Source organism: Paenibacillus xylanilyticus, assembly GCF_013359935.1.
GTDB lineage: Bacteria > Bacillota > Bacilli > Paenibacillales > Paenibacillaceae > Paenibacillus > Paenibacillus xylanilyticus.
On sequence record NZ_JABMCB010000190.1, the window covers coordinates 163,318 to 185,892 of the forward strand.

The 22,575-nt window shown below is 51.5% G+C and carries 18 protein-coding genes; 1 reads left to right on the forward strand and 17 read right to left on the reverse strand.

What is annotated here, in order from left to right:
• Positions 1 to 59: 59 nt before the first annotated feature.
• Positions 60 to 1,853, reverse strand: coding sequence for a vWA domain-containing protein (locus HP552_RS17735; RefSeq protein WP_175396736.1), 1,794 nt, complete (start codon positions 1,851 to 1,853; stop codon positions 60 to 62).
• A gap of 434 nt (positions 1,854 to 2,287) precedes the next feature.
• On the opposite strand from HP552_RS17735, the gene HP552_RS17740 reads away from it, so the two are divergent.
• Entirely contained in the window at positions 2,288 to 3,220 is a 933-nt protein-coding gene (locus tag HP552_RS17740) for a hypothetical protein (RefSeq protein ID WP_175396737.1), read from the forward strand.
• A 206-nt stretch (positions 3,221 to 3,426) separates the two neighbouring features.
• Here HP552_RS17740 and HP552_RS17745 read toward each other — a convergent pair whose 3' ends face one another.
• From HP552_RS17745 to HP552_RS17820, 16 genes are all read right to left on the reverse strand, one after another.
• Positions 3,427 to 4,599 carry a hypothetical protein gene (locus HP552_RS17745; protein ID WP_175396738.1) on the reverse strand — a complete coding sequence of 391 codons (1,173 nt, stop codon included), beginning with the start codon at positions 4,597 to 4,599 and terminating at the stop codon, positions 3,427 to 3,429.
• A gap of 357 nt (positions 4,600 to 4,956) precedes the next feature.
• Positions 4,957 to 6,504, reverse strand: a complete 1,548-nt coding sequence (locus HP552_RS17750) for a DEAD/DEAH box helicase (RefSeq protein ID WP_175396739.1) — start codon at positions 6,502 to 6,504, stop codon at positions 4,957 to 4,959.
• A gap of 204 nt (positions 6,505 to 6,708) precedes the next feature.
• On the reverse strand, positions 6,709 to 8,157 hold the full coding sequence (locus HP552_RS17755; protein ID WP_175396740.1) for a SulP family inorganic anion transporter: 1,449 nt from the start codon (positions 8,155 to 8,157) through the stop codon (positions 6,709 to 6,711).
• A 543-nt stretch (positions 8,158 to 8,700) separates the two neighbouring features.
• Positions 8,701 to 10,371, reverse strand: coding sequence for an ABC1 kinase family protein (locus HP552_RS17760; protein WP_175396741.1), 1,671 nt, complete (start codon positions 10,369 to 10,371; stop codon positions 8,701 to 8,703).
• The gene (locus HP552_RS17765; RefSeq protein ID WP_175396742.1) at positions 10,372 to 10,752 is read right to left on the reverse strand and encodes a phasin family protein; all 381 of its coding nucleotides are present in this window, start codon (positions 10,750 to 10,752) and stop codon (positions 10,372 to 10,374) included.
• Between the two features lie 72 nt (positions 10,753 to 10,824).
• Positions 10,825 to 11,463 (reverse strand): ThuA domain-containing protein, encoded by a 639-nt coding sequence (locus HP552_RS17770; protein WP_175396743.1) that lies wholly within the window; start codon positions 11,461 to 11,463, stop codon positions 10,825 to 10,827.
• Between the two features lie 219 nt (positions 11,464 to 11,682).
• Positions 11,683 to 12,402: an SDR family oxidoreductase gene (locus HP552_RS17775; RefSeq protein WP_175396744.1), complete on the reverse strand. Its 720-nt coding sequence runs from the start codon at positions 12,400 to 12,402 to the stop codon at positions 11,683 to 11,685.
• 170 nt (positions 12,403 to 12,572) lie between these two features.
• Positions 12,573 to 14,072: a cobyrinic acid a,c-diamide synthase CobB gene (locus HP552_RS17780; RefSeq protein WP_175396745.1), complete on the reverse strand. Its 1,500-nt coding sequence runs from the start codon at positions 14,070 to 14,072 to the stop codon at positions 12,573 to 12,575.
• A 98-nt stretch (positions 14,073 to 14,170) separates the two neighbouring features.
• Positions 14,171 to 15,259 (reverse strand): cobalt-precorrin 5A hydrolase, encoded by a 1,089-nt coding sequence (locus tag HP552_RS17785; protein ID WP_175396746.1) that lies wholly within the window; start codon positions 15,257 to 15,259, stop codon positions 14,171 to 14,173.
• Positions 15,252 to 16,049 carry a precorrin-4 C(11)-methyltransferase gene (gene cobM / locus HP552_RS17790; protein ID WP_175396747.1) on the reverse strand — a complete coding sequence of 266 codons (798 nt, stop codon included), beginning with the start codon at positions 16,047 to 16,049 and terminating at the stop codon, positions 15,252 to 15,254. Before cobM ends, HP552_RS17785 begins: the two co-directional genes overlap by 8 nt.
• Positions 16,046 to 16,762 (reverse strand): precorrin-2 C(20)-methyltransferase, encoded by a 717-nt coding sequence (gene cobI, locus HP552_RS17795; RefSeq protein ID WP_175396748.1) that lies wholly within the window; start codon positions 16,760 to 16,762, stop codon positions 16,046 to 16,048. The genes cobM and cobI overlap by 4 nt, the downstream gene beginning before the upstream one ends.
• Positions 16,763 to 16,794: 32 nt before the next feature.
• Complete coding sequence (cbiE, locus tag HP552_RS17800; RefSeq protein ID WP_175396749.1) at positions 16,795 to 18,075, reverse strand: precorrin-6y C5,15-methyltransferase (decarboxylating) subunit CbiE; 1,281 nt, start codon at positions 18,073 to 18,075, stop codon at positions 16,795 to 16,797.
• Positions 18,038 to 19,174: a cobalt-precorrin-5B (C(1))-methyltransferase gene (locus HP552_RS17805; RefSeq protein WP_175396750.1), complete on the reverse strand. Its 1,137-nt coding sequence runs from the start codon at positions 19,172 to 19,174 to the stop codon at positions 18,038 to 18,040. The genes cbiE and HP552_RS17805 overlap by 38 nt, the downstream gene beginning before the upstream one ends.
• A gap of 498 nt (positions 19,175 to 19,672) precedes the next feature.
• Entirely contained in the window at positions 19,673 to 20,320 is a 648-nt protein-coding gene (locus tag HP552_RS17810) for a precorrin-8X methylmutase (RefSeq protein ID WP_175396751.1), read from the reverse strand.
• 68 nt (positions 20,321 to 20,388) lie between these two features.
• Positions 20,389 to 21,159, reverse strand: a complete 771-nt coding sequence (gene cobK / locus HP552_RS17815; RefSeq protein ID WP_175396752.1) for a precorrin-6A reductase — start codon at positions 21,157 to 21,159, stop codon at positions 20,389 to 20,391.
• The gene (locus HP552_RS17820) at positions 21,156 to 22,400 is read right to left on the reverse strand and encodes a sirohydrochlorin chelatase (RefSeq protein WP_175396753.1); all 1,245 of its coding nucleotides are present in this window, start codon (positions 22,398 to 22,400) and stop codon (positions 21,156 to 21,158) included. The genes cobK and HP552_RS17820 overlap by 4 nt, the downstream gene beginning before the upstream one ends.
• Positions 22,401 to 22,575 lie beyond the last annotated feature (175 nt).

A 22,575-nucleotide genomic window follows, 5' to 3' on the forward strand; every position in this document is an offset into this window, starting at 1 on the left:
TTTTCTGTCCTCTGCGTTCTCGTGTAAACGGTTAGTACCAACTTCTATTGGCATTCCTTTTAGACCAGATACTCAATCAAAATGGTTTTATCCGCCTGTTGCAGCGGGATGCTCAGTCGGTCACCGTTCTTCAGTTCAACGCCTGAGCTTGCATCAACGGCACGTCCGGATTTCTCCAATGTACCGCCTGCGGTGTTGCGAATGATAATTCGATCCCCATTGCTGGGCGTAAATACATATTTTTCGGTTTCCTTCAATTCCGGATCGAGCTGCAACAGCTGGTGCAGATGGAATCTGCCCCGGAAGGAAGCCAGCTTTTTGTATTGCGGATAGGACTTGTCTCCGGTGTTCTCATCGCGGATTTCGACAATAATTTGTCCGACAAAACCACGGTTTTTGCGTTTCAGCCAGCCCATCAGGAACCAGGCACCAACGCCAATCACCAGTAAGGCCACGACTCCCAAAATTACGGGTAACCATGGAAACGGCTTGTCCTGCGCACCGCCTGAAGTGGTTGGCTGCGTTCCCGTGCCTGCTGCACTGCCCGCATTGATAGTGATTGGAGCACTTTCACGGTAAAAGCTGTCTTCTTCCGCACGAATCACCAGCTCATAGTTATGATTGTCCGGCACTTCAAAGGTACCGGCAAAGCCGCTGCCCGTATTTTCCAGCGGTTGTTCTTCGCTCTTGCCCGTATCCAGATCAGTCACGACCAATGTCGCCTTCATATCGGCATACAGATCATTATCCTGAAGCGGCTGGCCTCCATTTTCCAACTTGGCTGCCAGATCCACATTGTCACCTTTCGTATAGGACTTGGTCTTAATTGGGTCCACGACGAGCTGCAGATCATAGTTGAACAGCAGGTTGATATCAATGCTATCTTTGGGAGCCCCTTTTACCCGAAGTTTCCAGTCTCCCTCCTGCGGCTTGAGAAGCTTCACCAGTGAATAACTTTTGGATGTGGAGAGCTTGGCTTCATCTGAATTCAGGTCCACCGCTTTGCCGGAAGGATCGGTCAATTCAATCTGCACTTGCTTAGAAGACATAATCGAGATGTTCGCTTCAAGCACGCTATCATTCGGCACATTCACGGTAACTTCCTGATAACTGCCGTTCCCTGTGATTGAAGGCAATTTCACGACATTCAGCTTGGCGTGGTCTGCAAAAATCTCACTCAGAATCTGCGGCAGATCATCCGGTGTATCGGTTATGAATGACTTGCCTCCAGTCTGCTTGGCCAGATCAGCAAGTGCATCCTTGTTCAGTTTGCCGTCTGCGTTCAGTCCGATCGTATATACCGGAATGCCCTGATCCTGTGCTTCCTTGACCGCCTTGGCCAAATCCGCATCCGACTCTGCCTGCGTGCGGCCTTTGGTATCGTTAAAATCGTTGTTCCCGTCAGCCAGCAATACGATCATTGGGGAATGCGAAGCATCAGCACCGTGATTCAGCACATTCACCGCTTCAGCTACCCCGACAGAGATATCCGTATATGGCCCTCGGCCGAGCTGGTCAATAAAGTCTTTCAGGCTGCTCTTGTCCGCATCGGACTGAATCTCCAGCAGTGCCTTTTCCCGCTCAACCTGATCGGTATAAGCGACGATCCCTACCTTGTCCCCCTGGACCGGCAGCATATCAATAAACATTTTCATGGCTTCATTACTGATCTTGTCACGGTCACTTGTATTCATCGAGTTACTTACATCGGCTACAAGTACCGCGTCGATCCCGCTCGTCTGTGCCTGAGCAGCTGCAGCTTGGGGCAGCAACGTCTGAGGCAGCAGCAGCGTAAGAAGTGTCAGCAGAACCAGGGTTCCACTGAGCCAGCGTATTTTGCTTGTCCGCAGCATTGGGTGTACTCCTTCACGTTTGAGATTAAAATGGGAATAGTTTATTATAGGCGTCAAGCCTTAAGGAAATCTTAACAGTCTACTAATATATTCTGAAAAGCACCCCTATCTTGAGTTACAGTTTTGTAATGACTGACAAAAATCGACCCACTCGGCTCTTTCGTTGGCATTTTAATTCCAACTATGGAAATATGATATAGTTATTGGCAGCAAACTGCAATCATACAAAACCGAACCTACTGATTTACACTATTCTGCATAACAACTATGCCTAGAAAGGAATCGACTATGGTTACATACGGATGCCTCGCCATATTGTTTCTTTTTGTCCTTATAAAAGGGGTCACCCTTTATTTCCAGGGCCGTAAGCCCGTGACACGGGAAGATTCGGACCGTACCCTATACACTATATTGAATGGTGAGCGTGATTAAGCATGAGTACCAAACAAGTGGTATCCATCAGACCTTTTAAGCGAACGACACATGCTTTTGAAAAGCTACATGTCTGTAAGCGCTGCGGGCAATATACCTGCCTCTGGGAAGAAGAGTGTACTTCCTGTGGTCGAAGTGCCCTGGTTTCTATCCAGGAGCGTGCCGGATCACGGGTGAAACGCCGGATCGCTCGCGATCTGTTCCTCGCCGCCCTACTTGGAGCTGCAGCCACCTATTTTGGTGAAACAACGGATCAGACCATGCTGGCAGCCACGGTAACCCTGCTGCTGATCGGATGGCTCATCTTCATGCATCACCGTTCCTTCCCTGCCCAGGAAAATCGGCAAATGAAGCGCATGTTAAACGAAGATCGGGAGGATATCCGGCAGGGCATCAACCGGAACTGGGCTCTCGTGGCCGAAGCCCGCAAAGAAGACGAGGCACTCGCTTACGAGATGCTTCGCGAGATTGGTTCACTCGTCTACAACGACCGGATTCGTCTTCAGCAGGTTGCCCTGCTGCAATCCTTCGTGCTGCGCAGTGATATGGATCTGCAGCTTCAACCTCTGCTGCTCCGCAGCTTCGAGCGGCTGTTGGCCGAATATATCGGCGAAATTGCCCGGCTTAAGCCAGAGTTGATTCGTGAAGATGCGATCCGGTATATTGCCACATACGAAGTTAACATTTTACAGCTGCACAATGGAATTCAGATTTTGACCGCCGTAGCAGCTGCCGCCGTGCGCAAAAGCAAATATATTGAGTTATTCCCAAGTCTTATTACCCGCTACGCTCGCTTTATGCCCAAAGACCGGTTTATGCGGCTGTATCGAACCCTTGAGCAGTATCCAGGCAAGGCACGTGGCGGTCTGGCCGAATCCGTAGGGAGAGTGTATAACGAGAAATATCGGAATGACTATGCAGATATCCATTCCTAATGGGTGTTTTAGTGCAAAACGATTCCCTAATATATAGACGATGGAATGTCTGCAAACCCCTGCATCCATTTTGGCACAAGGGGGTTCGGGAGGAGTATCCCCTAAAAAAATAGCCTTCCTTCAACCCAAAAGCACCTTATCCTCTCCTGAGAATAAGGTGCTTTTTCCAAATGGTTAACTAACACTCCGTGAATCTGTCTGCCATGTCATTCTCTCTTTCGTGCCTTCAATGGATAGATCAGAACGTATGGGATCCAGAGCAGTACTGAGCATAATAAAACGCTCGAATACAGGGAGACGTACAATTCGGCCGCAGGCTCCGTATGATCCAGAAGCTCGAGGACCATACTTGCGACAAGCAAGTTTATAAAGGAACCTATGCCGTAGATGAGAATCTGTTTCCAGCGCAGCCTTTTGACCAATACAAAAAACAGCACACTCAACCCCATGATACAGATACTGGGTGTTAGCCAGTGTTCCGCATCCAATTTCCCCTGCATTGCCTCCAAGCCCAGGTAATAAGCGACTCCCCACTGAAGAAGAAATACAAACCAGCCTAAACCGACATTCCTGAATGCCGAGGAGTTACGTTCCTTTTCTTGATATGCTCGCACTCTCTGCAAGAACTCCTCTTCCTCTTCTTTGGACAGACTGCCTTCCTCATAAGCTCTGCTAAAATCTTCATCAACCCTGTCCAAGTAAGTGTAAAATTGCTCGTCCACATTCCCCTTAAACACAAATGGCTTTTGATCCCTGTCATTCAGGAGCTTATCCAGCAGCTCTACTTCTGACATTCGGTCCGAGGTGGGCTCTGCCGTAAACTTCAGCTGAACACCCATCGTGGTTAGACGTTCCAGCCATGTCTCTGCATCCTTATCATCCAGAAAAGAGACGCTGTGGACTCTCCGCTTCATGTTTTGGTCATAAATAAAGTGAATGACGGGCAGCATGATCGCTGTCTCCGGGGTTTTCTCCATATAAAAATGCATACGCTCCATGGCATGCCGGCCGTAGTATACATGTTGAATTCGGGATATTTCAAACCGGTTATCTTCAGAGGTGTCAGAATGAGGAATCCAAGTGACGTAGCTTACCTCGTTCTGATCCAGTTTCGTATATGCCGGGTGGTTATCCCGCCAGGACTCCATCCGCAGGGCTTGCATGGAACGATAGAACATTACAGCACCAAATGGAACAAGACCAAGCAGAAACCAGGTCGCCGCAGAAAAATAGAGTACAATCAGCAGCAGAGGAACGACAACCATCGCGATCCCCATAATCCTGTTTGTGGTCAGCTTCGATTTAACGGATGCTCTTATCGGTCTTTGTCTCTCAATCAGTTCTTGGACGTTGTTCTGGGGATTATCATAATCGATCATATCCGCCTCCTTGATGAAATTCGGTATGTACTCCTAATCTGCCTTTCTCTTCATGTCATTGTCAGACGGACTTCCCCACTTCCTGTATACCTGCATTCTCCACATATGCACCATGGCACCCGAGCAGTGGATCAAACATTTACTTTCACATATCTAATCCAATACGTTCCAGAATCCAGAGCGTTGCGCGCAATGCTGCATGTCAAAAAGGGCCACGACGGATATTCGTCGTGGCCCTTGAATGGAGGACTCGGTACATCAGTACCCGAGTCCTCTGATATTCTCGCCATGCTGCTGTCCTCTGCATGGCGTCAAACTCATCGCTCAGCGCGGCTGCACCGCCGCTGACGACAAGGTTTACCGTCCGCGACGAGAATCGCGGCGGTCACCTCTTGCCGGTCCGCGTCCTGCGGATTCCGGACGGCGATTGCCTTCGCGGCCGGAGCTACGCTTGTCCGCGCTGCGGCCAGCCCAGCCGCTGCTGCGCTCATCGCCGCTGCGACCTGCGCCGCGCCCGCCTTGGCCCGCGCCCCGGCTGCTGTCACTGCTGCGCGCAGATCCACGGCCTGCGCTGCGCTCGTCGCCACTGCGGCCGCCGCTGCGACCACCGCTGCGTCCACCTTCACCGCCGCGGGAGCCACGGCCTCCACGTCCGCCTTCACTGCGGCCGGTACGGCCTGCGCCGCGACGGGCACTGCCTGTCCCGGCGGAGCGTCCACCCGAACGTTCATCATCACCTTGACTGTTGATGGAACGTCTGGCCGCTCCGGTTGAGGCAACCGGACCTTCGCTCGTCCACTGGATACGGGTCAGCTTCTGATTGGTTCCTTCTTCAATACGCGCAAGTTCCGGTCTGTCATGTTGTGTTGCAAACGTCACGGCAAGGCCCGTTCCGCCGGCACGACCCGTACGGCCGATCCGGTGGATATAGCTTTCCGCGTCATGTGGAATGTCATAGTTGAATACATGCGTTACGCCTTCAACATCCAGTCCGCGTGCTGCTACATCGGTAGCAACGAGGATTTGCAGTTTCGCGTCGCGGAACGCTTTCATAACATTCTCACGCTTGGATTGGGAGAGGTCCCCATGAAGCTCGTCGCTTTCGTATCCTGCTTCGCGCAAATCTTCATTCAGTTTGGATGCACGACGCTTGGTCCGGCAGAAAATAATCGCCAGATATGGGCGATACGTATCAATCATGCCGCGAAGTGCATCAAACTTGCCACGATCCGTGCACTCGAGCACCTGCTGACGAATCTGATTGATCGGGATAACCGATTTCGAAGATACCTTCACATCTTCCGGGTCTTTCATGTAATTTTTCGCCAGGTTGCGAATGCCCTTCGGCATCGTTGCCGAGAACAGCATCGTCTGACGTTTGTGTGGCAGTTCACGAAGAATGGTCTCCACATCATCCAGGAAGCCCATGTGCAGCATTTGGTCGGCTTCATCCAGTACCAGTTTTCTCACATTATCCAGCTTCAGCGTGCCACGACGAAGATGATCCAGCAGCCGTCCCGGTGTACCGATGACGATCTGAGTACCATTTTGCAGTTTGCGCAGCTGCTTCTCCACGTCCTGTCCACCATATACAGCAAGCACATGAAGCTTATCATCATTCGCCGTCAGCTTCTTCGCTTCCTCTGTAATTTGCAGGGCCAGCTCACGTGTAGGCGCGATGATTAATGCCTGCGGCGAGCGATCCGATACGTTGATTTTCTGAATAATCGGCAGCAAAAAAGCCAGCGTTTTCCCTGTGCCTGTCTGTGCCTCAGCAATAATGTCACGTCCGCCTAACAGTACGGGAATTGAACGCTCCTGTACCGGTGTCGGCACGGCGATCCCCTGATGTTTCAGAATCTCGCACCATTCCGGGCGAATGCCCAGTTGTTCAAAGTTTGCCAATCGTTACACCTCTGTATGTTCATTTAGATAAGCCCATTTCACGTATTCTTCCCCATGAAATGGATTTTCAAAAAGCAATCAGTCCGTCTGCTCTTTTTCTCCATACCGTGTAGTTTACACGTTTGTCCAGCAAAACAAAAGGGCACCGGACCTGTTCCGGCACCCTTTTATTGTATTTTATGACCTACAGGTTATTTATACGGATTAACCGTGGCTCTGTGAAGCCGCAAATCCGCTTTTCTCCAGCAAACGCGAGCTCTCCTCGTTCAGTCCGCGGAGATGCACCGTTTTGCCCAGTTTCGCATACTTGAATTTCACCTTGCCAATGGCAACAACGGCAGTGTTATCCCAAATATGGGACCCGCCAAAATCAATCGTGATCTCCTCCGGATCAGCCTCGGCATCGAATTCATCCACAAAGCGGGATGAAGAACCGAAGAAGAACGGACCATGAACCCGGTATACCTTATGTCCTTGCTCCTGACTGGAATGAACACGAATCTTGGCCTGTTTCCACCCAAAATGCAGGGCACTGAGCACAACGCCAACCAGTACCCCGATGGATAGATCATTGGTGATCACAACAATAACCACCGTAACCACCATCACGAAGGCCTCCGCGCGGGGGACACGGGCAATATTTTTGATAGAGTTCCAGTCAAATGTCCCGATACACACCATAAACATGACGCCAACCAGCGCACCCATCGGCACCTGTTTCACCACTCCGCTGAGCAGCAGCAACAAGATGGCCAGGAATGCACCTGCGGTAAACGTGGACAGCCGTCCCCGGCCGCCAGACTTCACATTGATGACGGATTGTCCAATCATCGCACAGCCGCCCATGCCGCCGAATAAACCGTTGACGAAGTTGGCAATCCCTTGACCACGCACCTCACGGTTTTTGCTGCTTTTGGTCTCGGTCATTTCATCCACGATGGTAGCGGTAAGCAGGGATTCCAGCAAACCGACCAGTGCCATGGTGAATGAATAAGGCAGCAAAATCATCAGCGTGTCCCATGTCCATGCAATATTCGGCAAATGGAACATCGGGAGGGTACTCGTCAAATTCCCCATGTCACCAACCTGCTTCACATCCAGATGAAATACTACCGTAATGATTGTCATTACGATGATCGCAATGAGGGGCGCTGGAACGCCTCTGAAAAACCGAGGCAAAATATAAATGATCGCAAGGGTACCTGCTACCATCGCATACATGATCCAGTTCGCGCCCGTGAAATGCGTCAGCTGCGCCATAAAGATCAGAATCGCCAGGGCGTTCACAAATCCGGTCAGCACCGAGTGAGGTACAAACGTAATGAATTTTCCAACCTTGAAAATTCCCAAAATAAACTGAATAATACCCGTCAATATCGTGGCCGCAAACAGGTATTCCACGCCGTAATCCTTGACCAGACCAACCATTAGTACCGCCATGGCGCCCGTTGCGGCCGAGATCATCCCCGGTCTGCCGCCCGCAATCGAGATCACGATGGCAATGGTAATGGATGCATACAATCCGACCATCGGATCAACGCCCGCAATGATGGAGAAGGCAATGGCTTCCGGAATAAGCGCCAGCGCTACCGTAATGCCTGCCAGCACGTCTCCGCGAATGTTACCAAACCATTGTTGTTTTAACGTATTCATATGTTCTTGCCGTTCCTCCTACATGGTTAACCTCGTGGGTTGATTACCTGAATCGCAGCAGTATGGACCGTCACTGACCAAACCACGTTAGACAGCACAAAACAACGGAACACTCCTTCCGCATCATAGCCTGTACGTGTTTGAATGCAAGATGCTCATCATCCCGGGAAAATCCCCCAAAATCCATGGCGATCCGGTCTTATCCGTTCCAGTGCATTCCACATGATTCTGCTGCAACATTCAGGTTCTAGCTTATAAGACATCCTGATACTGATTCTGATGCCTCTGGTCTTCCCCTCTCAGAAAAACCGGGTCCGTTATGTACTGACCTATTATTATAGACAGAATGTATTCTCTGCACGAACAGGATATATCTTCGTAATTGATATATAATCCTGAAATATCTCTATTTTTTATACTATTCCTCGATTATGCTCTGTTTATCTGCGGTATGCAGTAGGGATTATTTTCCGATCAACAAAAAGAGCCGCTACTGCTTCTTTCACCAAGAAGCGTTAACGACTCTCTCATCATAAAGTGAATCTAGAATTTTCCCGATTTAAATATGGAATAGAGCAGGAATGCTACCATCAGAATGGCGACCAGAAAGCCGATCTCAATGACCGGGATATCCCACAGCATCGTTGACTGATGACTTATGGAAGAACCAATAATGAGTCCGACCATAATGATACAGAACGCGAGCAGCACTATGCTGAAAGACAACCGGTTACTGATCTGGTCCAGTCTCCGCATGAGCGCATCCAATTCAGGAACGCTGATCTCAAGCCTTAGCTTGCCTTTGCTGATAATGGAAGACAGCTGCCTCAGTTGTCCCGGTAGACCAATCACGCTCTCAGCCAGATCGGCTGCACTGCGGAACAACCTGTTCTTGATTCTGCCTGGGCTGAAGCGCTCCTTAAGCAGTTTGCGGCCGAAGGGTTCAGCCATGTCCACAATGCTGAGGGATGGATCCAAATGCTCAATTACACCTTCCATCGTGAGCAGCGATTTTCCCAGCAGCACAATATCAGCTGGCATAACGACCCGATGCCTTTGAGCGACACCGAACAGATCGTTGAGCGCTTGACCCACGCTAATCTTGGAAAAGGGAATATCATAATATTTGCTGCGCAGCTTGTCCAGATCATTATGAAGACCACGGAGATCCATATCATCAGGCATCATGCCCAGTTTCTCAATCGCCCGAATCATGCTGTCCGTGTCCTTGCGCATCAGCCCGATGATGAGCGAAGCCAGCTGCTGCTTCATCTCATCGCTTAGACTTCCCACCATGCCGAAGTCGATAAAAGCGAGTCGTCCATCTTTGAGCACCATCAGATTGCCGGGATGTGGATCGGCATGGAAGAATCCATGAATAAAGATCTGGTTCAACAAGGAATCCACCAGCCGCTGAGCAATGTCATTCAGGTCATGTCCACGTCTGACCAGTTCGTCACGGTCATTCAGTTTGATGCCCTCCACATACTCCATGGTCAGCACGCGAGAGGAGGTCTGATCCCAGTAGATTAACGGGATTTTGACCTTATTGTCCTGTTGGTATTGCTGAGCAATCTTTTCCGTATTCCGCCCCTCGACCGTATAATCCAGTTCAGCCATCAGGGCCTGGGCATACTCCTCCACCATTTGCGGAATCTGGTACTGCTTCACCCAGTCCCATCGCTTCTCGGCCATAGCTGTGAGTTCACGCAAAATATCCAGATCACGCTGTACAATTCGCGAGATGCCGGGACGCTGTATCTTGATCGCTACCGCCTCACCGCTTCGAAGCTTGCCCAGATGCACCTGTCCAATGCTGGCTGCAGCCACAGGGGTATCCTCGAACCGGGAAAAGATCTCTTCCAGCGGTATATCCAATTCCTGTTCCAAAATACCCCGTGCCGTCTCCGAAGAAAACGGTGGCACCTGATCCTGCAGCTTCACCAGTTCACGGATGACCGGCTCAGGCAGCAAATCTGCTCTTGTGCTTGCCAGTTGCCCCAGCTTGACGAAAGCCGGCCCCAGCTCCTGCAGCACAAGCCTGATTCGTTCACTCAGCGTTTTGGTTGTATGTGCTTCACGTGACATCCACCGCCGGGGTATGGCCAGCAGCTGGAACAGGCCCAGCTCCTCGACCATATAACCGAAGCCATGACGCACCAGCGCCATGGCAATTTCCCGGTATCTGCCGACATGTTTAATTCGCACAGCCATCTACTCGATCTCGTTTCCTTTAAGCGGAGGAGGAACTTCAAGTGGAGCTGGGGATGCATCTGGTTGAAGCTGTGGTGTGTGACCCAGTTCGGCGAGCTTTTTCTCCAGTACCGCAACGCGCTGTTCTAGACTGGTGACATCACTCTCGGACGGCACACCAACTTCCTGAAGCACTCGTTTAACCTGCTCATGGATGATTTTCTTGAACTGGCTCTGCTCTTCATCGCCCCGTTCCATCAGACGCTCAACCAAAGCTTTGGATTCACCGGGCGCAAGTTCCCCGCGCTTGACCAGATCATCTACGGTTTTTTCAATTTTTTCCTTGCTTACGACGGTAAGACCCAGCCCTAACGAGATCGCCTTTTTGAACAAATCGCTCATTCCTGTCATCCTCCTCTTCATTGATCTCTATATTATACTCTTTATGGACTGCACCTCAAAGAAACGGTCAGATTACACGTAACGTGCGGCCCATTTGCCTGCCTGCAAAATCAGCTGGCGATAGGATTCGTTTGCAAAAGAAGGCACATGATGTCCTGGCATAAGGTAAACGATCCGGCCCAGCCCATAGGTATGCGCCCAAGCTGCCGGCTTAGGTCCATCCTCAGTTTGGTATTCAAGCAGAACGGTCGTTTCCGCAAATGATCCGAACTCGAACAGATAGGGCTCCTCTTCCATCGTGAATCCAGTGATTCCTTCGGTCACGGGATGTTTATGTTCTGTTACGGTAAACTCCAGCGGTGCATACGGTGGATGGTGCAGAAACTTGGCACCAATCATCTGCTTGAGCTCATAACGATTTTGAAGCGAAATCCCGTTATGTAGAATGACCAGTCCACCTCCGTTACTGACGTAGGACAGCAGTCCGGCTGTCTGCTGAGGAGAGACTTTTCCTTTCCAATCGTCCATGTAGGAGATACACACATCAAATCCGGATATATTTTCCTGCAGCAGCATGTTGCGATTCTCGCTGCACTGCACGGTCATGCTATCATGAAAAATACGGCTGATCTCTGCGTCAACATCCTGCAGCGGATGCCAGTCTGGATGTGTATAATCGCCGAGTAACAATGCCTTTTTACGATGGTCCATTAATAAAAACTCCTTTCAAGTTAAACATATATAAAATGAGAAAAGTTCCTACACAGTTCACTCCGATTGCAGAACCATCTTACGATCGCTGTTATCTCCAGATTTTTTGAATCCTTTTATAAAGGAGAAAATCCAGGGATAGACCGAGCACTTCGTTTCTTCAGATTGGTTCTGCGCTCTCCGTTATCGTGCAAAAATAGACTCAATTTATAAACAAGATTACCAGGGAAGCTCGTCCCCCTTGTAGTCTACATACGCAGGCTGATCACCCATAAACTCCTTATGACGGTCGATGAGCGCTGCGATATGCTGTGCCGATTGTTCTGGCGTGAGGTCTGCGGCGGTATTCAGTTCCCCGCTCATATAGCTCTGCACCCACCCGGGATGAATCAGCATGACTTGTCCACCTTCATCCTTCAGACCGTTATGCACAAGACGGGCCTGCATGTTCAGCGCAGATTTGGACATGCAGTAGGCAAACCAGCCATGCCTGCTGCATTGCTCAATACTGCCTGCCTCCGAAGAGATGTCCACAATCAGCTTGCCTGCTCCCTGAAGAAGGAGGGGCAGCAGTGCATGAGTTACACGCAGCGAACCCAGGGTATTCACGTTGAATACCTCCGCCATCTCTGCAAAATTTAACGGTCCACGGACGTGGTCCGTAATATTCCCTAGTATAGCCGCATTATTGATCAGCATATCCAGATGTTCTGTATCCAGTTTGAGCGTTTCGGTAAAAAGGGCAACCGAGAGATCGTCGGAAATATCCAGCTCGATGACTCGGAGATGCTCCGGATAAGCTTGCGTAAGCAGACGAATCCCTTCGGATTCTTCCACATCGAGACCTGCTGCATAAACAATATAACCTCTCTTCAGCATTTGTGCCGTCAAAGCGAGTCCAAGTCCCCGGGCTGCCCCGGTTACACATACGGTTTTCATCTTACTATCCCTCCTTCGTCAGGCTACTCTATCTTATAATTCATTCCACATGGTCAGGCAAAAACCTTTAATTGTATACGGGAAAGCTGAACTTCACGACCAAAGTCTCATGAGACTTGCTCAGGAGTTACCACCTCATTTTTCTAACTTATAACCGGATTCCATCCTCGTTACTGACCTCTTTTTCCTAATCGGTACGTCAAACAATGCTCTACCCATCTCCGTGCTGCATCAGGATACGAACCCAGATGGACATGCGTATACCCGGCAACGATATGACCTGAGGCATACCCCTCCTGCTTCAGGCCTCGTAATCCCTTGGTCTCATACGCATAAGGAATGGTGTCTTCCTTCCGATAGGTCATTGTCGAATAGTGGAACTCATGACCCCGAAGCACTTCTCCTTTTTTCAGTAAAAAAGAGTCCTGAACTGCGCTTGCCTCCCGATACCCGAGTGCCGCTCGCTTCACTTGCATCTGCACCTGTGCGGGAATAATACCCGCCATGCTGTGGGTTACACCCTGCCTGTCAGTCAGCGTCTCGGCAAGCACCATGTATCCGCCACACTCTGCAAACAGAGGCATATCACTGCGCACTGCCTGACGCAGCCCACTTAAGAATAACTCGTTCTCTGCAATGACAGCTGCAAACTCCTCCGGGAAGCCCCCGCCAAGATAAATGCCATCCGCATCCGATGGAATGCCCTCACCCGCAAGCGGACTGAAATAGGCAAGCTTAGCACCCGCAGCTTCAAGCAATTCCAGATTGTCCAGATAGTAAAAATTAAATGCAGCATCCCGTGCAACAGCAATGACAGGGCGCATATTGACGATCGTTTCCTCTTCTCCTGCTGATCCAGAACCGACATCCTTGCGGACATCGGGCTTACTATCGTATGGTCCGGAAACAGGATTTTCCACCGCGATATCAATGTATTCTGACGTGTTTCCCTCCAAAGGCGGAGCACTCGCTGCAAGCTCCACAATCATGTCCAGATCGGTTCCTTCCAGCAGCACGTCCGCAGCCCGTTGAAATAACGGTTCAAGTTCGCCGCGCTCAATGGCAGGGACCAGCCCCAGATGTCTCTCCGGAATGGACATGTCTTCATCCCGCTTCAGCCAGCCTACAACGGGAATACCGCACATTTGCTCAATGGCTTTCTTCACGATGCTGTAGTGACCCGCACTTCCGCAGCGATTGACGATGACGCCTGCAATGTTCAATTCAGGCTCCAGCTGTTGAAAACCAAGCACAATCGCAGCCGCACTGCGAGCCATGCTGCGAACATCGACAACCAGGATCACCGGGGTTTGAGTTACGAGAGCGATCTCCGCTGTAGAACCCGTATTGCTGAGTGGATCTTTCCCATCGTACAATCCCATGACGCCTTCTATGATGGAAATATCATGTCCCGCTGAAGCCTTGGCAAACGTATTCCGAACATACTCGGGAGATGTCATCCATGCATCCAGATTGCGAGATGCTCTTCCTGTGACGGCAGTATGGTAGGTAGGGTCAATATAATCCGGGCCGCATTTGAAGCCCTGTACACGCAATCCGCGCTGGGCAAGTGCTTTCATCAGGCCGAGGGTCACCGTTGTTTTCCCGGCACCGCTGCCGGTTCCAGCGATGATCAGCCGAGGTCTGGCATTTTTATTGGAATTGTTCATCTTCAAATCCCACCTTTTTCTTGGATATAACAAAACCGCACCAAGAAACGATGCGGTTACACGATACATGCAGCTTCATATTATGAAGCAAAATTTATTTAGTCGAACGGAATTCTCGTTACGGAAATCGTCAAGTTGCCGCTTTTTTTCTTCTCCAGCAGCCAGTGACTGGCTCCGGAAGAGAGTAATGCCGCAGGCTCGCTCACACCATAAGCTCCGGTATATTTAAATACGGTCTCGGACGGATTCGGAAGCTTAACCGTATTCAGCTCGGCCGGCGAGTACGTCACCAATTCCCAGCCGTACTTGGCGCACAGAGCCAGCAGGCCTTCTTCGTCTTTTTTCAGGTCAATCGTCGCTATGTTGCGCACACTCTTCACCGAAAGGGACAACTCTTCCAATGTCGCGAGTACTTCCTGCTCCAATTCCTCCACGGATGTGCCGCGATTGCAGCCCATGCCCAGTACAAGGCTTTTCGGACGGTACAGAACCCCGTTCGCAAGGAATCGCATTTGTTCATCTTCTGTAAGCAGGCGGTCGCTGACCACCAGAGCTGCATTAAACGTGAACGATTCGGTTTCCTCCATGCTGCTGAAGACACGGATATGATCGGGTACGGGTTTGTTATATCGCCACCAGTTCCGCTCCCCTGTCTCCTGAATCAGGGCAACAGGCTCCTCGTTCACAACAGCCGCGCTGACAGGTGTTGCCTTGTCGAAGCTGTCCACGATCCAGCCCAGTTCCCGGCCGAACATGTCTACCGGAATCGTTCCCTGGACGTCTGAAGCCGTCGTGATTACCGCATGTGCGCCGAGTACTTCCGCGACCTGACGAGTCAGTTCATTTGCGCCGCCGAGATGGCCGGATAGTACGCTGATGACGTTCTCGCCGCGGTCATCGATGACCAACACGGCAGGGTCGACTTTTTTGTCCACGAGCAGTGGAGCGATCATCCGCACGACCGCACCTAGAGAGATAAAGAGGAAGATGCCATTATAGCGCTTGAACAAATCAGGCAAAATCAGCTTCACCGAGCCTTCAAACAGCTGATAACCCAGCTGCTCTTCGTCTCCTCGGGCAAACTTGCTCATATAAAATACGTCCGTGCCCTGAAACTGTCCAGCCAGATTGCGCACCATCTCCACCCCGTGTTTTGTAATGGCAACGGCTGCAAACGGATTACTCACCAGACTTCACTCCTTTGCGATAACCATGGGTGAAGGATTTGTCGTACAGCTTGGAACGGTGAGCATCCCGGTTTACCAGATCGGGGTCCAGCGCCCAACCGGCCAGAATCATCGCATGCATTGTAATGCCTGCGGCACGCAGATCCGCTGCCAGGTTGGCAAGGGTGGTCCGTACAATTTTCTGATCAGGCCATGTCGCTCGCTGCACCACTGCAACCGGCGTATCTTCGCTCCAGCCTGCAGCGAGGAATTCAACCACGACTTTTTTCGCCAAAGTCGCACTCAGGAAGAGCGCCACCGTACAGTGATGGGATGCCAGATCACGCAGTTTCTCCCGCTCAGGCACAGGCGTACGCCCTTCTGCACGTGTAAGAATCACCGTCTGCGTTAGTTCCGGTACGGTTAATTCCGCCCCCAATGCAGCTGCCGAAGCAAAGACCGAACTCACACCCGGAATGATCTCATATTCCACACCCTGCTTTTTTAGCAGCACCATTTGCTCCAAAATCGCGCCGTACATCGCCGGGTCGCCGGTATGCACCCGAGCCACACTGCGGCCTGCACGAATGGCTTCACACATCAGCTCTACTTGGCGCTCCAGGTCCATACCGGAGCTTTGCAGCACTTCCGCCTCAGGCTTCGCGGTGGCAATCAGTTCATCATTCACCAGGGAATCGGTATACAGGACTAGATCTGCGCTTCTTAAAATGTTCGATCCTTTTACTGTAATCAGTTCCGGGTCGCCCGGGCCTGCGCCAACGATATAAACTTTCGGCTCCAATGTCTTCATTTGCTCACCACCATCAGGCTCAGATATTCCAGCTCCTGCCCTTTCAGTTCACGGGCATCACGCCAGACCAGTTCATATGGAGAAGTGACTTTGGTCACAACCGAAGCTTTGCCGCCGAGTCCCATCTCGTCCAGCAGTTCAAGCATCGGGTCAAGCACCTTGGCCACTTTGATAAATACAATCGTATCGTGATGCTCAATCGCCTGCCGCATCGCTTCTTTATCTGCCGTAGCCGGAATAATGCCCACCTGCTCGTCTCCGTCTGCCAAATGAATATCCAGCGCTGCTGCTGCACCCAGTACAGATGAGATTCCTGGTATCGAACTAATTGGCACTTCAGGATGCAGCTCCCGCATCAGCCTTGCGAGATGAATAAATGTGCTGTACAGGTTCGGATCACCTTCTGTAACAAAAGCGACATCCTTCCCTTCCCTCAGTGCAGCCCAGCATGCCTCAACGGTCTTGCCCCACTCGCGTTCAAGCACTACCGGATCCTTGGTCATTGGGAAGATCAGGCCGAGCATCTCTTTCTCTTCCGGGTTCACGTATAGTTCCACGATCTCGTGGGCATACGATTTACCGCCTTTGCGCTTCTTCGGGTAAGCGACGACCTGACATTCCCGGATCATCCGGTATGCCTTGACCGTAATCAGCTCCGGGTCTCCCGGCCCAACGCCCACGCCATACAGCGTACCTACTGCTGCCGTACTCATGTTGTTTTCCCCCTTGTCCTGTCCTTGAAAGGTCATTCAGCCGTTCCAGCTTCCGCATCATCTGTCGATGCATGCTGTCCTGTAATTACGTAAATCGGGTTCAATCCATCAAAACGGGTCATGTTTAGGATCGGCTTGCTGCGCGCCGTCTGGAGTAACGTCACGGAGGCAATCAGGCCCGCTTCGCGCATGGCCTTCATGCTGTCATGCAGCGTCTCGATCGTGGCTGCATTCACCACAATGCGTCCCTCCGGGCGGAGCCGGGACGCACACAAGGCGATCAGCTGGCCGAGCTCGCCTCCGCTGCCGCCAATGAAAACCGCATCCGGATCGGGCAGTTCGTCCAGCCCTGCTGGTGCTTTGGCATGAAGGACGGTGAAGTCCGTCCGGAATTTCACCCGGTTGGCCTCGATGTTCACGAGGTCACCTTCATTTTTCTCGATGGCAAATACCTGGCCTCGTGGCGCCAGCCGCGTGCATTCCACTGCCACCGAACCGGAGCCTGCGCCGATGTCCCACACGATGCTGTCCTCCGCGAGCCGCAGCTCAGACAGGCTGAATGCGCGCACTTCACGTTTGGTGATCAGGCCTTTCTCCGGTTTGCGCTGATGGAATTCATCGTCCGCAAAACCGAATCCCCGCCGCGGCGCAGGTGCATCCTTGCGGCGCAGCAAAATAACGACGTTCAGCGGACTGCATTCGGCTGCCGCCAGCTCGTCCAGGGTGTAATGGCGGGCACGCTCATCTGCCCCGCCGAGGTTCTCGGCAACGTAGGCATCATACTCGGTCATGCCGAACTGTTGCAGATAGGCCCCGATCGCAGCGGGGCTGTTATGCTCGTCCGTGAGCAGCGCAATTTTGGCTTTGCCATCGATGCGCTGTGCGAGGCCTTTGAGCGGGCGTCCGTGCACGCTCTCGAGCACGGCATCGTGCCAGCTCTCGCCAAGCTGGGCAAATGCCAGCTGCAGCGAACTAAGATTAGGCCGGATCTCCAGCTGATCCGGGCCTAATTTGCGCGCCAGATACCCGGCAATGCCGTAGAACAGCGGGTCTCCCGAGGCAAGCACAACGACGTTGTGTGTGGCCTGCAACGCTTTTATTTTCACAACCAGATCGCTTAAACCGCTCTTGATCGCTAACTTCTCACCTGCAAATGCCGGGAAATAGTGGAGCTGACGCTCGCCGCCCACAAGTACATCTGCCGCCTGAATGAGATTCAGGCTATCCGTTGTCAATCCTGCCGCGCCTTCTTCACCCACGCCAATAATGCGGATTTTACGATTCTTTGCTCCAGTTGCTGTCTTCGAGTTCACTGATTTCCGCCCTCCCCAGTTCCATTCCTTTCATCGTCACCAATACCACTTCCACCGTTATGCCGCCTCCCGCATGCTCCAGACAGTGCTGACAGGCATATGTACACAGCTTTTCAAAATAGGGCAAGTACCCGGCCTCGGTCATCATGTCCGCCACCTGAGTCGCCGTGTTGGCTTCCTCGATCGCTTGCGCCAGCTCATCTCCGGCTCCGGTCTCGCGGGCCACGGACGCAAGAAATCCAAAATCCACCGGCGCACTCTTGGAGTGCACCATCATGACACCTTGAGCCACTTTGGCAAATTTGCCCGGCATACCGACCAGACTGATGCGTTTCATGCCCAGTCGCTTACCATGCTTGATGGCGAAGCCGACAAAGTCACCCATCTGGATAAAAGCTTCCTCTGGCAGTTCAGGCATCATCTTCATAGCGTATTTCTCGCTGCTGCCGCCTGTCGTCAGCACAATGTGGTCACAGCCGGATGCCTGAGCAACGGAAATAGCTTGTACCACACTGGCTCTATAAGCAGATGTCGAGAACGGAACAACCACGCCCCGGGTGCCCAAAATGGAGATACCTCCCAGAATACCGAGCCGGGAATTTAGTGTCTTCTTGGCGATCTCTTCGCCTTCCGGCACGCTGATCACGACCCGCACCCCTCTGGCTGTGCCGTGTTCGGCAAGCACCTGGGTGACGGCCTCGGTAATCATGCGCCGCGGAACGGGATTAATGGCCGCTTCACCGACCGGCACAGGCAGACCAGGCTTCGTGACACGGCCTACGCCAATTCCCCCATCCAGGTCAATGCCAGGCTCGTCCCGCCAGGACACATGCGCGATGATCTTCGCCAGATGTGTGGCGTCCGGGTCATCTCCGGCATCCTTAATCGTTGCACAGGTGGCTACGCCATCCGTTAGTTCCTGCTCAATCAGTTCGAACGAGTGGTCAAAGCCTGCGGGCAGCGACACAACAGACTGCGCCGGAGTTATCCCTGTTAGCAGGAGTTGGGTTGCCCCTTTGGCAACTGCCGTTGCACACGCCCCTGTGGTGAAGCCGGAACGCATCGGTTTGTCCGGATCGGGTTTTTCTCCGCTTTTCATGGTATTTGACCTCCCGTCCTTTCTTATCGTAAAAGTGATGATTACACTAGCCACTACGCTGGCAGAAAACCTTCAGATCGCTGTTGTCTCCAGATGTTCTTTGATTCCCTTTTGAAAAGGGAGAAATCCGGAGACAAAGGCGAACGCTTCGCTTTTTCAGATTTTTCTGCCCTCTTCGTTATCGTGTAATCACATTGGTATACTCTAAACAACGACCTGCGGTCGTTTTGGGTAACTGATCATTCCATGCCACTAGGAGATGGCATGGAATGTAACGAACCTAGGAGTCGCTATTGGTGCCAAAATCCGCAAACAAAAATAGTAACGAATCATAGCGACGTTATTTCATTAAAAAGACGATGTTCCCAACACTTTTTAGCGTTTTTTACCGGAATAGCGTTGCTCCGGTTCGTTAGAATATGAAATGGATGAACATCCGTGATATAAGATCTATAGGGTTTGTTAACGCTCTCCAATAACCTGTGGTCGTTTACCTAACTAGGCCTTCATTGCCATCAGGGAAATGGCGTTCAGGGCTGCTACCACGATGGTACTGCCGCCTTTGCGGCCGATATTCGTGATAAACGGGATGTCCAGCTTGCGCAGCTCGTCTTTGGATTCTGCTGCGGATACGAATCCAACAGGCATTCCGATGATCAGACCTGGCTTGGCCTCTCCTTCCTTCACCAGACGAATCAGCTCCAGCAATGCTGTTGGTGCGTTACCGATCGCATAAATTCCACCTTCGTACATTTGGGTCGCTTTGCGAGTTGAGATGATCGCCCGGGTTGTATTCAACCGCTTTGCCTCCTCCATCACATCCGGATCGGAAATGTGGACGTGAACGTCTCCGCCGAAACTGCGAATACGATCCTTGCTGACGCCAGCTTGGATCATCTGCACATCGGCAATGACGGATTGGCCGGCACGAAGTGCTGCAATTCCAGCTTGAATGGCATCCGGATGGAACACCATGCTGCGGCCCAGTTCGAAGTCAGCCGAGGCATGAATCACACGTTGTACAACAGGGTATTGCTCATCCGTAAAGGGATGCTCTCCCAGCTCCTCGGTAATCATCTCGAAGCTTTTCCCCTCAATTTCCTGAGGCTGTACGGTCAGAGGTTTAAATTCCGTTTTGAAATCCATTTGCACTCACTCCTTCAATGTAATGTGATTCAAAAATGGTTTATCCAAATTTGGACTATTCGGGTGTTCTACTGCACCAATACACGCTTCAACTCGGAGAGCACGCCTTCAAAATGATCAAACACCGTTCCGAATTCAGCCTCCGGACGGGAAATCAGCACGACATGAATGCCAAGCTCCAGAGCAGATTGGATTTTCTCATCCACAGCCCCGGTCTTGCCGCTTTCCTTGGTAACCATAACGGTAGTCGCATAATGCTTGTACAACGCTTCGTTCATTTCACGGGAAAAGGGTCCCTGCATCGCAATAATATTGCGCTGTTCAACACCCAGTTCTCCGCATTTCTCCATATTGTCGAGGCGCGGAAGCATGCGGGCAACAAGACGAATATCCGGATCACCGAGCAGGTGCTTGGTGAACATTTGCAGCGTCTTGCTGCCTGTTGTCAGCATGACAGAACCTTTAAGCTCTTTCGCTTTAAGTGCTGCTTCATCATAGGAAGACACGACATGAAGCAATGGATGATCATCATATGCCAGTCCTGTCCGCTCATAGCGGATATATGGAATTCCTGCCTGTCTTGCTGCCTCCATCGCATTGGCGTGGGCCTCCTCAGCGAAGGGATGACTTGCATCCACAATGGCACGGCTTTCCTTCTCACGTACAAGTTCGACCATGGCCTCCACAGTGAGTCTGCCCGTACGAACAGATAATCCCGCTTCGTTTAGACTACTGGCCGCACTGTCAGTTACAACCGAAGTAAGTACGTCCGTCCCCTGCTGCTGAATCTGCAGTGCAAGCTCGCGCGCATCACTGGTACCACATAACATGAAGATCATGGGCGATTCACCTGCTCCGATGTTGCAGCAATCTGAACATGATCTCGCGAGGTATTTTCTTTACCATTCCCCTCTTCATCATGATCACTTAACGCAACTTCAGGTTCATGGTGCGAATGTTGAAGAAATTCATCGTCATGATGATGATGGATATCGAGCGATGATTCCCGGCTGATAACCACATGCTCGTGTTCGTGGTTATGGTCGTGAACATGGTGATTATGTTCATGGTGATGGTGGTCATGACTATGATCATGTGTGTGATCGTGATGGTCATGGCTGTGATCGTGATGGTCATGGCTGTGATCATGTCCGTGCTCATGATGGTGATGATCGTGGTGATGATCATGATCGTGATCATGTCCTTGATCGTGATCATGGTGATGGTGATGATGTTTGGCAGCCTCAAGTCTGAATTGGCAGTTGTCACAGTTGGCCGCTACCCGTCCATTTAAGCCTTCATTCGCCCGTTCCAACACCAGTTCCACCAATTGCGGATGGAATCCAAAATATCCGCCTATCTCGACCTGAATGTCGGGATGAGCAGCAGCAAACTCTGCTGTCATTTCCTCAATGCGTTTAATCAGCACACCGGTGAACAGGAAATAAGGCATAATGACAATCTTCTTCGCACCAAGCAGCAGACAGCGCTGCAATCCATCTGGGAATGAAGGCTGGGTCACGCCGATAAAGCTGCTTTCTGCCCATTTATACGGCAGTTTCTCCCACAGCATCCGGGTCATCTTGAAAAAGTCACTATTGGCATCCGGGTCACTGCTTCCCCGGCCAAGCACCAGCACTGCTGTCTCTTCATCCGTGACAGGTGCAGGCGGAGCCGCCACTGCTGTGCCGCCATGAGCTGCTGCAACAAGGACAGGCTGAGCCTCCTGCAGACGGGTCTGCATAATTTGAACCACTTTCTCATGCACGCCAATCGGACGTCCGTACACAAATTCCACCTGCGGATAACGCGCCTTGGCCCGGTCAATCGCATTAGGTATATCAATTTTGGCATGGCCTGCAGCAAACAGAATGATCGGCACCAATACGACACGTGTTGCCCCTTTATCCACACAAGCGGTAACCCCTTCGGCAATGCTTGGTCTTGTTAACTCCAAAAAGCAGGTCTCCACTACGGTATTCTCCGGGGCTTTCTCCGCTACTGCACGTGCAAACTCCATCAACTCCCGGTTTCCCTCAGGATCACGGCTGCCGTGTCCCACCAACAAAATGGCATTCATCTCTGATTCCTTCCTCCCCCGCCTGATCCACAGACCAGGCATCTCATCATTTTTTATTGTGCTTGCTCGGTGAACGCGCCTTCATCGGAAGACAACTTCGTTACCCAATCATTTCGATCTATATGAAAAAAATGCATTTCAACTACCGCCAATATCACATAGGCATCTGTCGTCA